Source organism: Mesorhizobium sp. NBSH29 (assembly GCF_015500055.1).
Taxonomy (GTDB): domain Bacteria; phylum Pseudomonadota; class Alphaproteobacteria; order Rhizobiales; family Rhizobiaceae; genus Neomesorhizobium.
Window position 1 is genome coordinate 586,672 of sequence record NZ_CP045492.1, and the last position, 11,809, is coordinate 598,480.

Here is an 11,809-nt window from a genome sequence, read left to right on the forward strand (position 1 = left end):
TCCTTGGCTGAACCGGATGGCATTAATGACGGCATGGATCAAGAATTGTCTGCTGGCCCTGGCTTTGGCTCTGGCGTGGTCTACACCTGTAGCAGCCGCGACATTCTCGATGAAGCGGGGCATCAATCTCGACATCTGGGTGGCGTGGCCGGACGAGGCGCGCTGGAACGAGCCGGACGTTCTGCTGCCATTCCCCGAATGGCGCCAGCACATCGACCGGGCGGACCTTGAGGCGCTGAAGCAGTACGGTTTTGATTTCGTCCGGATGCCGGTCGATCCCTCACCCTTCCTGTCCGCCAAGACCGAAGGATTTCGCGACCGGCTCTTTGCCTCGGTGCTGGACTCTGTGCGCATGATCAATAAAGCCGGTTTGAAGGCGGTGGTCGACCTGCACCTCTTCCCCGCCGGCGGCAACCGCTCGATAGGCATGACGGAGGTGATGGACGATCCGGCGATGTTCGAGCGCTATGTCGAACTGGTCCGCAAAATGGCCGGCTTGCTGGCGAAGGAAGATCCTCAAAAGGTCGCTTTCGAACCGATGAACGAGCCGGTGGTCGATTGCGACGACAGTGGCACAAACCTGTGGTCAGAACGCCAGCAAAAGCTCTTTGCCGCGGCCCGCGCCTCAGCCACGAAGCTGACGCTGGTCCTGACCGGCGGTTGCTATTCGGGTGCCGAGGCGCTGGAAAAGATCAACCCACGCGATTATCCGGACGACAACATCATCTGGACCTTCCATTCCTACGCGCCATTCCTGCTAACGCATCAGGGCGCGACATGGACAGGCGATTTCATCCAGCATGTGACCGGCCTACCCTACCCGCCGCACGCTGCGCCACCCGCCGAACTTGATCGTGCGCTGGACGTCATCCGCGACAAAATCAGGGCCGACGCCTCCTGGAGCCGACGCGATGGCATGCTGGCCTATCTGGACGAGCAGATCGCCACCATGGACACCGAAGAAAAACTCGATGCACTGGAAAGCGAGCCGTTCCGGCTGGTCGAGGCGTGGGCGCAAAAGCACGAGGTGTCGGCAAGTGAGATCTACCTCGGCGAGTTCGGCATGATCCGCCAGGAATATGGCAATGACTATATTCTGCCGGCAGCTTCACGCGCGGCCTATGTGAAAGACATGATCGCCCGTGCCGAAAACCGCGGCTATGCGTGGTCGGTTTGGTCCTATGGCGGCGCATTCGGCGTCGTCGAAGCGTTTGGCGGTGAGAAGGCCGAGCCGGATGTGCTGGAGGTGATCAAGGGGCTGGGGAATGGGGAATGAGTTCCGGTTTCCGTCAATCACTACCATTCACCATTCACCACCCTATTCCTCCTGAAACAAATTGATCTGTTGCTGCGCCAGATCCTGGGGCGCATCGAGGCCAAGATGTTTCCACGCGTTGGCAGTCAGAACGCGTCCACGTGGCGTGCGCTGGATAAAGCCCTGCTGGATGAGATAGGGCTCGATGATATCCTCGATCGCATCACGCGGTTCCGACAGGCCCGCCGCGATGGTTTCAATTCCCACCGGCCCGCCGCCAAAATTATTCGCGATCATCGACAGATAGCGCCGGTCCAGTGAATCGAGGCCGAGCGCATCAACCTCCAGCCGAGACAAAGCCTCGTCGGCAATGCGACGGTCAACATGCTCCGCACCTGCGACGCTGGCGAAATCGCGCACGCGCCGCAACAACCGTCCGGCGATGCGCGGAGTGCCACGGGCACGCTTGGCGATCTCCAGAGCGCCATCATCACCAAGCGGCATGCCCAGAATACGCGCGCCACGGCGCACGATCAGCTCCAGTTCCGCGACCGAGTAGAAATTGAGCCTGACCGGAATGCCGAACCGGTCGCGCAGCGGATTGGTCAGCAATCCCAGCCGTGTCGTCGCCGCCACCAGCGTGAATTTGGCCAGATCAATCTTGACCGAGCGCGCAGCCGGCCCCTCGCCGATGATCAGGTCGAGCTGATAGTCCTCCATCGCCGGATAGAGGATCTCCTCCACCGCCGGGTTAAGCCGGTGAATCTCGTCGATGAACAACACGTCCCGGTCTTCAAGATTGGTAAGCAGGGCAGCAAGATCCCCAGCCTTGGCGATGACCGGTCCGGAGGTGGAACGAAAATTGACGCCCAGTTCGCGTGCCATGATCTGCGCCAGCGTGGTTTTACCCAATCCCGGCGGCCCGACGAAAAGCACATGGTCAAGCGCTTCGCCGCGCCCTTTGGCCGCCTCGATGAAGACCTTCAGGTTGGCGCGCGCAGCCGCCTGGCCGACAAACTCGTCCAGCACCTGCGGGCGCAGGTTCTGCTCGGTGTCCTCACCGCGTTTTTCAGGCGTGACCAGACGGGTCGGAAGATTCATCAACAAAACATCCTGAACGGCAGGGCAGAAAAATCCGCCTACCGATAGCAGCTAAAGCGATCGTGGACAAAGCGCTATCGTGCCAGTTCCTTGAGGCCGAGACGGATCAGAAGTGCAGAATCCGCGCCCTCGCCGGCTGTTCTCATCGCAGCGGAAACGGCATTGGCCGCGACGTCGCGTGAATAACCGAGATTGGTCAGCGCTGAAACGGCATCGGAAATCGGCGCCGGCGCGACGCCTTCTCCCAACTCCTGCTTCAACCCGATGGTGCCCGTCGCCTCACCGGCATAGGCAGGCGCCTTGTTGCGCAGTTCGGTAACAATGCGCTCCGCCACCTTCTTGCCGACGCCGGGTGCGCGGCTGACCATGGCGATATCGCGCAGCGCAATTGCGCTGGCAAGATCAGACGGGGACAGCGTCGACAGGATCGCCAGCGCCACCTTGGCACCGACCCCTTGCACATTGTGCAAAAGCAGCCGGAACCACTCCCGCTCCAGTGCACTCTGGAACCCGTACAGCCGGATCATGTCCTCGCGGACATAGGTTTCGATCAAAAGCGTCACCGCTTCGCCCTGCCCCGGCAAATTGGCCAGCGTCCGCGCCGAGCAATAGGCAACATAGCCAACGCCATGCACATCAACGATGCAAAAGTCCTCGTCGACTTCGTCCAGCGTGCCCTTCAGCTTGCCGATCATCTGTTTGCTCGTCCCTGCGCTTAGCCGGCCATGGCCGCGATGCGGTAGGCGACGCTCTGACGGTGATGGGCATGACAGATGGCAATAGCCAGCGCATCGGCCGCATCGTCGCTGTCGAATGTCGCTTTGGGCATCAGCACTTTCACCATCATGTGGATCTGCTTCTTGTCGCCATGCCCCACGCCGATCACCGCCTTCTTGACCGCGTTGGGCGCATACTCGGCAACCTTGAGCCCCGCTTGAGCCGGCACCAGCATGGCAATACCGCGTGCCTGGCCAAGCTTGAGCGTAGCGCCAGCATCCTTGTTGACGAAGGTCTGCTCGACAGCGGCCTCGGCAGGCATGTGAACATGGAGGATGGAGGTTAGCCCCTCATGCAATTGGCAAAGCCGCGACGCCAGATCCGCCTTGTCATCGGAGCGCACCGTGCCCGACGCGACAAAGCGCAGCGCATTGCCAAGGCTCTCGACGATGCCCCAGCCGGTGCGCCGAAGCCCCGGATCGATGCCAACAATGCGAATCGCTTCTCTCATTGTGCCCACTCTCCATCACACTGGCCTTTGATGCCAGAAGAATCGTGAACAAAACAGAAACGTTGAGATGATTATCCGCGCGCGAAAGCAGTATTCAGGAGCGTGATTTGGTCAAAAACCGGGCTGCCTGCCGCGCTTGAAGCCTGCGCCGGACTGCTCTCCTTGCCATAGATCTGGTCGTCCATGCGACGCACCACGCCCTGCAGGCTGAGTGAGCGCAGCACCAGACTGCGGAATGCGTCGGGCAGTTCACTCCAACCCGTGCCGTTGTCCTGTGCCGAATTGGTATCGAGACGAACCTTGGATTTTTCCGAGGCAACCTGATCGCGGGTCATCTCTCCGGAATTGGCGGCGCGCTGCAGCAGCAGCCACGATGCCACCTGCATGAGGCGGGTCGTCAGTCGCATTGATTCCGCCGCATAGAGCGTTGCCGCGGCGCGCGTCAGCTTCTTGGCTTCAGTCCGTCCGGGACCATCCAGGTACTCGGCAGCTTCTTCAACAAGCTGCATGCCATCATTGTAGAGTGGCTTGAAGGATTGGGAAAACACCCGCCTCTCGGCAAGCTTTATCGTCTTCCCGACCTCTTTTTCTGGCTCACTCATAAATACCCCTGCTCACCCTGATCAATGTCACCCGGCAGCCTGCGAAGACCCTAAACGACAGAGATAAGAAAATGCTCCGTCTCAACGCGCAAGGCAAGCATATGTTTAACGGAGGGTTAATGAGCGAAACCCGCGAAAAATGAAACCACCGGTGGCTGAGCCAAGTAAAAAAAGAGCCGCAAAAGCGGCTCTCAGAGAGTTTAACAGGGAGGCGTCAAACGAAGTGGCTCCAACCACTCGGTAAGAATCCAGATAACTGGATACACACAGTAAACGCCCGTAAAGCTTAACGAAGCGTTAACGCATCTGATTTCTTTAACTCAAACTCGACCCAAGGGGTCAATCTCAGGCCGTGCCCCAGACCACAGGCAGGGCGACCTGTCGGTGCAACGCGGTGCATAATCGGGCCTCCTCTGGCCATTCCAGCGCACCCCTGGCGCGCCGGGTATGTCACTTGGCAACAGCCGCATCAGCAATTGTTCAGCGCGAAACCGCCCGACGGGCAGCGATCAAAGCGCTCCCGCCATTTGTCTCAGGACAAATTTCTGGATCTTGCCGGTCGAGGTTTTGGGCACTTCGGCGAAGATAATCTGTTTGGGGCATTTGAAGCGCGCCAGAAGCTGCCGGCAATGCGTGATGATCTCGTCCGCGCTCGCGCTCTGGCCAGGTTTGAGTTCCACAAAGGCGACAGGTACCTCGCCCCATTTTTCGTCGGCCCGCGCCACCACCCCGCAGGAAGCGATGGCATTGTGTTTGTAGAGCGCCTCCTCGACCTCGATCGAGGAAATGTTCTCGCCACCCGAAATGATGATGTCCTTGGAGCGGTCTTTCAGCTGGATATACCCGTCAGGATGCATGACGCCGAGATCACCGGAATGAAACCAGCCACCGGCAAAGGCCTCGTTGGTCGCGTTCGGGTTCTTCAGATAGCCTTTCATCACGATATTTCCGCGAAACATCACTTCGCCAATGGTGCTGCCATCGGCTGGCGTCTCTGACATCGTTTCAGGGTCAAGGACACACAGGCCTTCCAGTGCTGCATACCTCACCCCCTGACGCGCTTTCCTAGCCGCCCGTCCGCCGGCGTCGAGCTGGTCCCAGTCGCAATGCCATTCATTGACGACTGCCGGACCATAGGTTTCGGTCAGCCCATAGAGATGGGTGACGGCAAAGCCTGCATCAGCCATGTCTGTCAGCACCGATTCAGGTGGCGGGGCAGCGGCGGTGTTAAACGTGACTGTGTGATCAAAATCGCGCTTCTGTTCTACCCGCGCATTGATCAGTGCGCCCATCACTACCGGCGCACCGCACAGATGCGTCACGCCATGGTCGGCAATCGCATCATACATCGCCCCCGCCCGCACCCAGCGCAAGCACACATGCGTTCCCACTTGCAAGGCAAGCGTCCACGGGAAACACCAGCCATTGCAGTGAAACATTGGCAGCGTCCAAAGATAGACGGCATGCTTGCCCAGTCCCGCATGAACGGTATTGGCATACGCCATCAGCGCAGCACCGCGATGGTGGTAGACAACGCCTTTCGGGTTGCCCGTAGTGCCCGATGTATAATTCAGCGAGATCGCATCCCATTCATCGTCAGGCATCGACCAGGCGAAATCTGCTGAACCGCCGGCGACAAAAGCCTCGTAGTCCTGCGTGCCAATCCGCTCGCCCTTTGGATAGGGTGCGTCACCGCCATAATGGGGATCATCAAAATCAATCACCAGCGGCGAAACCTGCGCCAGCGACAGCGCTTCCTTCATCACGCCAGAAAACTCGCGGTCGACGATCACGACTTTGCATTCAGCATGATCAAGCTGAAAGGCGATCACCGCCGCATCCAGGCGGGTGTTCAGTGAGTGCAGCACCGCCCGCACCATCGGCACGCCGAAATGTGCCTCCAGCATCGGTGGCGTGTTGGAGAGCATCACGCTGACCGTATCGCCCTTGCCTACACCGCACTCCGAAAGTGCTGATGCCAATTGCCGCGAACGCTGCCAGAATTCCCGGTAGCTGACGCGCTGCGGACCATGAAGGATTGCTACATGATCGGGATAGGTCTTTGCCGCCCGCTCCAGAAGCGTGATCGGCGTCAAAGGCTGATGATTGGCCGGATTTCGATCCAGGCCCGTCTCATACATGCTGGTCAACCGCGTCCCCCACTCCAGTCGGGAACAAGTTTAAGCACGAAGCCAGGCGCTGGAAAAGCACCCGGTCTTCGACACCTGCAATCAGGCTGGCTTCAGGACGCCGACCGATGAGGCAGGGTGCGCCGAGCCGCGTCCCGATTTGAGCACCGACAGCCATTCCAGATAGTAGGCGAGCGCAAATTGCAGTGCGATGCCGGTCGCGATTATCACGCTGTCCATCGCAAACCCGCCTGAGCTGACCGTCTTGATGACCTGCGCTGCCATCGCAAGCAGTGTGCCAGCGATAAAGACCGGCAGCGCATGCCTGCCCATGAGCGCCAGAGGATGCTCGGCACCGGTCCGCGCAAGGTTGGAAAGCGCCGGGATCGATACGACAAGATAGGTGATCGCCAGAATATGCAGCAGCCGCGATGCCGACAGAAATGTCTTGTCAAATCCGGTCAGCACAGTTGGCAGGCCCGACGCCGTCTCAATACCCCAGAGTGGAATTTTAACCCAGAGCAACGCGCCGATCAGGTAGAAGGCGGCTCCCAGCGCCATCGGCCACTTGAACAGGATTTGGCCGCCGCGCCGCACATGCATCATGCCAGCCATACCGATCACGAACAGGAACTGCCACGACAGCGGATTGAGAAACCAGACACCACTCGTTGGAAAATTTCGTGGCGCGATCTGCCAGATGCCCGCGACGAGCCACAGCAGGCAAGATGCCGCAACCATCAGCTTCAGGCTGTGACGACCAAGCAACAGGAACAGCGGCATCAGCACCAGCACGGCCGCATACATCGACAAAATGTTATTGTAACCGACCTGGTGGCCCAGCGTGACAATGCCGACCGCAGCAGCCGGCGTGTCGTTGATGATGCTGTCGATGTTGATCAGCTTTAACAGGTCGGGTCGCGCGAGATAGAGTGCCGCCGCCGAAAAAATACCAAGCGTGGCCAGCGTCGTCATGATGTGCGTGACGTATAACACACCGGCACGCCGCCACAACTTCACCGCCACCAGCAACTGGCCTCCAGGCTGGAACTTCATGCCATAGGCCAAGCCCATGGCGATGCCCGAGATCATGACAAATGCCTCGGCCGCATCAGAAAAGCCGAAATTCTTGTGCGTGAAGTTTTCAAACACAGTGCCGGGTACATGGTTGATAAAGATCGTCAGAAGGGCAAGGGCACGAAAAACATCAATACGGGTATCGCGCTGGGAGGGTATGCTTTTCATTTCAAGGCCGTGCATTTCAGGGAACATGTGCTGATTCTGATGTGAACCGGCATGGCCCATAACGCGCAACCCAAGGCAAAAGATGGTCGGACAACCATCCAATCCCGTCACAAATTAAATCAGATTCTTAATACAGCAGCTCCGTTGCCCCATCCCACACAAGCTTCAACGCCACGATGGCGACGGTGAGATACGTGAATGGATAAAACACTTCTGGCCGCATCCGCCGCACCAGCCATGCGCCGGCAAGCGTGGCAACCGGCGCCAGCGGCATCAGCACGGCAGAGGCCATAAGATTGGTGGCGTCGAATTGGCCCAGCGCGAAATAGGGCACCAGCTTTACCGCATTGGTGATAGCAAAAAAGATCGCGCTCGTCCCCGTGATGACCTTTGGATCGAGCTTCAGCGGCAGCGCATAGACCTGGAAGGGCGGCCCGCCGACATGAGCAATAAAGCTGGTGAAGCCAGCCACCGTGCCCCAGAATGCGGCGGCAATCCGGTTGGGCCTCGTCGCGTGATCCGAACCATGACGGTATTGCAGATAAATCCAGCGACCAACGAAAATAATCGCCACCGCACCGACAATAAAGCGCACCATGTCGGCCGTGACCACAGCCGCTAGAAGCCAGCCCAAGCCGATGCCGAGCAAAGACCCCGGCAACATCTGCACAAGAATGCTGCGGTCGTAGACGCCACGCCAGCTCCACAAGGCCGCCGCATCCATGAGGATGAGGATCGGCAGAAGGATCGCCGCCGCTTGCACCGGCGACATGACCAGCGCCATCAAAGGTACGCCGACAAAGCCCATCGCGCCGCCAAAGCCACCCTTCGACAAGCCGACCAGAAACACCGCTGGCAGGGCTGCCGCGTAGAATACCGGATCACTCAGCAACGTGTTCATGAAGGCTCCCTCGCGCCTTCGCTTAACCGGGTTACACCGCGTTGGCGAGGGCCCTCCCATGCACTTGCATCTGTTCAACGCGCCCGCTTTGTTCTAAGCGCAAGGCCTTCGCCCTGAGCGACAACCTGCAAAAGCTGGATAGGCACCATGGCCGACCAAAAACCTCCGAAGCGCTGCCGCCTCGTTCTGATCACGCCGGCAAACCATAGCGCCGATGATCTGGAACAGAAGATTGGCGCCGCACTGGAAGGCGGAGATGTCGCATCCCTTATCGTACCGATTTTCGACCTTCATGAGGCCGAATTCCAGTCGCTGTGCGGACGCATTGTGGCAATCGCCCACGCAAAAGGCGTGGCTGTCATCATCTCCGGCGACACCCGCATCGCCGCAAGGGTAAAGGCAGACGGCGTTCACATGGAAGCCGGCAAGGCTGCCCTGGCGGACGCTATCGACAGGTTGCAAGACAAGATGAATGTCGGCGCGGGCGGCATCAAGACCCGCGACGAAGCGCTTGATCTTGGCGAAGCTCGGCCCGACTACATTTTCTTTGGCCGGTTCAACTATGACAACACACCGGAACCACATCCGCGCAATCTTGGGCTTGCTGAATGGTGGGCGGAAATGATTGAAATCCCCTGTATCCTTCTCGGCGGCTCGCAGGTCGATTCGGTGGTGACGGCAGCTGAAACGGGAGCAGAGTACGTAGCGCTTTCTGCCGCTGTCTTCAGTGAAGGCTTAGACCCGCGCGAGCAGGTTTCGCGCGTCAATGAGTTGCTTGACCAAAAAGCGCCGCGTTTCGAAAGTTAAACACAGATCGTGTCCAGTCGAACGCTCATCTTTGCCGGCCTTGTGGTCGCCCTTGCCGCAATTGCCGGCACGGCGCGCGCCGCAGGCGAAGTCGCGCCCGTCCCGCAGGCGCCGACGCAATCCGTCGACCCGATGCGGTTTGGCGCAAAAAAGCCCGACGAAGCCTATGGCGCATTCCAGCGCGGTCTCTACAAGACGGCGTTGAACCTGGCGCTGCCACGCGCCAATGCCGGCGAACCGGCGGCACAGACCCTCGTGGCCGAAATCCTGTCGCGCGGCCTCGGCGTCAAGCGCGACCCGGCTGAGGCCGCCAAATGGTATGAGAAAGCCGCCGAACAGGGCGTCCCGGAGGCGCAGTTTCAATACGCCTTGATGTTGATCGACGGCAAGTTCGTGAGCCAGGACAAGAAGGCTGCCTTCGCGCTGATGCAGGCGTCAGCAGAAGCCGGCAACGTTCTGGCGCAGTTCAATCTGGCGCAAATGCTGATCGATCAGCACCCCGGTGACAAGGGTCTGCAACTGGCATTTCCCTATTACGAGCGCGCTGCCAAGGCAGACTTGCCGGATGCGCAATATGCCCTGTCGCAATTATTGGCGCGTGGCATCGCAGCCGCCAAGCCCGATGAAACTGAGGCACGCAAATGGCTGGCTCGTGCGGCCCGCAAAAATTTCGATACCGCCCAGCTTGATCTCGGTAGCTGGATGATTTCCGGCCGAGGTGGCGAGCGTGACCTGAAGACCGGCTTCTCCTGGCTGAAACGCGCCGCTGAAGGCGGCAACGTCGCCGCCCAGAACCGTCTGGCCAAGCTCTATTGGCAGGGCATAGGCACCGAGCCAGATTCTATTTTCGCTGCTGCATGGTACATCCTCGCCCGCCGCGCAGGCCTGTCCGACCCGGTCATGGAAGATTTCATGAACGGCCTGACCGCCGACGAAATCAAAACCGCGCTTGGCCGGGCAAACCGACTGCGCTGAGCGTCCAAGTCTTGCCACCCGGGGTATTTTGTGGTCATGGAAACCGCGAAAGCCCGCCGCTGCGGCGGACCACACTTCCGGAATTGCACATAATGGCCAAGATCAACGGCAATGAAATTCGGCCCGGCAATGTCATCGAGCATGATGGCGGCCTCTGGGTTGCAGTCAAGACCAACGCGGTGAAGCCAGGCAAGGGCGGCGCCTACAACCAGGTCGAGCTGAAAAACCTGATCAACGGTACCAAGCTCAATGAACGCTTCCGCGCCGCCGAAACGGTGGAAAAAGTGCGTCTCGAACAGAAGGATTTTTCCTTTCTGTACGAACAGGGAGAAGCGCTGGTTTTCATGGATACCCAGAGCTACGAGCAGCTTGAGCTCAACAAGGAATTTGTCGGCGATCGCGCTGCCTTCCTGCAGGACGGCATGATGGTGACGGTGGAGCTTTACGACGAACGCCCCATCGGCATTTCGCTGCCTGATACGGTGACCCTTACCATCACCGAGGCTGATCCGGTCGTAAAGGGCCAGACGGCCGCTTCATCCTACAAGCCGGCAATGCTGGAAAACGGCATTCGCGTTTTGGTGCCGCCTTTCATCTCCTCGGGTGAACGCATTATCGTCGACACCAACGAGATCACCTACGTCCGCCGCGCGGATTGATTTCATACCCGGCCCGCCGAGGGCTGCTGAATTCGCACTGACGGGAGTCCGATAAGACATGGCGCGTTCCGCGATCATCAATGTCATGGTGCAAGCCGCCATGAAAGCCGGCCGCTCGCTGTCACGCGATTTTGGCGAAGTACAGAACCTTCAGGTTTCGCTGAAGGGCCCTGGCGACTATGTAAGCCAGGCTGACCGCAAGGCTGAGGAAATTATTTTCGCCGAGCTGTCCAAGGCGCGGCCCGGCTATGCCTTCCTGATGGAAGAGCGTGGCGTGGTCGATGGTGAGGATGACCAGCATCGCTGGATCGTTGATCCGCTCGATGGCACCACCAACTTCTTGCACGGCCTTCCAATCTTCTCGATCTCGATTGCCCTTGAACGTCAGGGCCAGATCGTCGCGGCGGTGATCTACAATCCCGCGATGGACGAGCTTTACACCGCCGAACGCGGAGGCGGTGCCTTCCAGAATGACCGTCGCCTGCGCGTGGCGGGCCGCAGCAAGCTGTCCGACACAGTTATCGGCACCGGCATCCCGCATATGGGTCGCGGCCACCACGGCAACTATCTGGTCGAACTGCGCAATGTGATGGCCGAGACCGCGGGCGTGCGCCGGATGGGCTCGGCTGCACTCGATTTGGCTTATGTGGCAGCCGGAAGGCTCGACGGCTTTTGGGAAATCGGGCTGTCGCCATGGGACATTGCGGCGGGCGTCCTGCTCATCCGTGAAGCTGGAGGCTTTATCAGCGACATGGACGGCGGCCAGACCATGCTGGAAAGCGGCAGCGTTGTCGCCGGCAATGAGACCATCCATCGCGCGCTGCTCAAGACCTTGAAGACGCCACTGGCAAAACGCTGAGCACGGCAGAGGTCTTTCTCACTGCAAATCTGGTCAAAGCCTTCCAAT

General features: G+C 59.4%; 12 protein-coding genes. 5 read left to right on the top strand and 7 right to left on the bottom strand.

What is annotated here, in order from left to right; all coding sequences use genetic code 11:
* The first annotated feature begins 16 nt into the window (after positions 1-16).
* The gene (locus GA830_RS02845; protein WP_195164733.1) at positions 17-1,276 is read left to right on the top strand and encodes a glycoside hydrolase family 5 protein; all 1,260 of its coding nucleotides are present in this window, start codon (positions 17-19) and stop codon (positions 1,274-1,276) included.
* A 42-nt stretch (positions 1,277-1,318) separates the two neighbouring features.
* Here GA830_RS02845 and ruvB read toward each other — a convergent pair whose 3' ends face one another.
* The 7 genes from ruvB to GA830_RS02880 all read right to left on the bottom strand — a co-directional run bounded on the left by ruvB (position 1,319) and on the right by GA830_RS02880 (position 8,461).
* On the bottom strand, positions 1,319-2,356 hold the full coding sequence (ruvB, locus tag GA830_RS02850; RefSeq protein ID WP_195163614.1) for a Holliday junction branch migration DNA helicase RuvB: 1,038 nt from the start codon (positions 2,354-2,356) through the stop codon (positions 1,319-1,321).
* A 74-nt stretch (positions 2,357-2,430) separates the two neighbouring features.
* Complete coding sequence (gene ruvA / locus GA830_RS02855) at positions 2,431-3,051, bottom strand: Holliday junction branch migration protein RuvA (RefSeq protein WP_195163615.1); 621 nt, start codon at positions 3,049-3,051, stop codon at positions 2,431-2,433.
* A 20-nt stretch (positions 3,052-3,071) separates the two neighbouring features.
* Complete coding sequence (ruvC, locus tag GA830_RS02860) at positions 3,072-3,584, bottom strand: crossover junction endodeoxyribonuclease RuvC (protein WP_195163616.1); 513 nt, start codon at positions 3,582-3,584, stop codon at positions 3,072-3,074.
* Between the two features lie 71 nt (positions 3,585-3,655).
* Entirely contained in the window at positions 3,656-4,186 is a 531-nt protein-coding gene (gene rcdA, locus GA830_RS02865; protein WP_195163617.1) for a protease adaptor protein RcdA, read from the bottom strand.
* A gap of 509 nt (positions 4,187-4,695) precedes the next feature.
* The gene (locus GA830_RS02870) at positions 4,696-6,327 is read right to left on the bottom strand and encodes an acyl-CoA synthetase (protein ID WP_374939303.1); all 1,632 of its coding nucleotides are present in this window, start codon (positions 6,325-6,327) and stop codon (positions 4,696-4,698) included.
* Between the two features lie 90 nt (positions 6,328-6,417).
* Positions 6,418-7,587, bottom strand: coding sequence for an OpgC family protein (locus GA830_RS02875; protein ID WP_374939287.1), 1,170 nt, complete (start codon positions 7,585-7,587; stop codon positions 6,418-6,420).
* Positions 7,588-7,687: 100 nt separating this feature from the next.
* Positions 7,688-8,461, bottom strand: coding sequence for a sulfite exporter TauE/SafE family protein (locus GA830_RS02880; protein WP_195163619.1), 774 nt, complete (start codon positions 8,459-8,461; stop codon positions 7,688-7,690).
* 147 nt (positions 8,462-8,608) lie between these two features.
* On the opposite strand from GA830_RS02880, the gene GA830_RS02885 reads away from it, so the two are divergent.
* From GA830_RS02885 to GA830_RS02900, 4 genes are all read left to right on the top strand, one after another.
* Entirely contained in the window at positions 8,609-9,268 is a 660-nt protein-coding gene (locus GA830_RS02885) for a thiamine phosphate synthase (protein ID WP_195163620.1), read from the top strand.
* Between the two features lie 6 nt (positions 9,269-9,274).
* A complete protein-coding gene (locus tag GA830_RS02890) occupies positions 9,275-10,243 on the top strand; it encodes a tetratricopeptide repeat protein (protein WP_374939304.1) in 969 nt (322 codons plus the stop codon).
* A 92-nt stretch (positions 10,244-10,335) separates the two neighbouring features.
* Positions 10,336-10,902: an elongation factor P gene (efp, locus tag GA830_RS02895; protein WP_195163621.1), complete on the top strand. Its 567-nt coding sequence runs from the start codon at positions 10,336-10,338 to the stop codon at positions 10,900-10,902.
* A 58-nt stretch (positions 10,903-10,960) separates the two neighbouring features.
* Positions 10,961-11,761 (top strand): inositol monophosphatase family protein, encoded by an 801-nt coding sequence (locus GA830_RS02900; RefSeq protein WP_195163622.1) that lies wholly within the window; start codon positions 10,961-10,963, stop codon positions 11,759-11,761.
* Positions 11,762-11,809 lie beyond the last annotated feature (48 nt).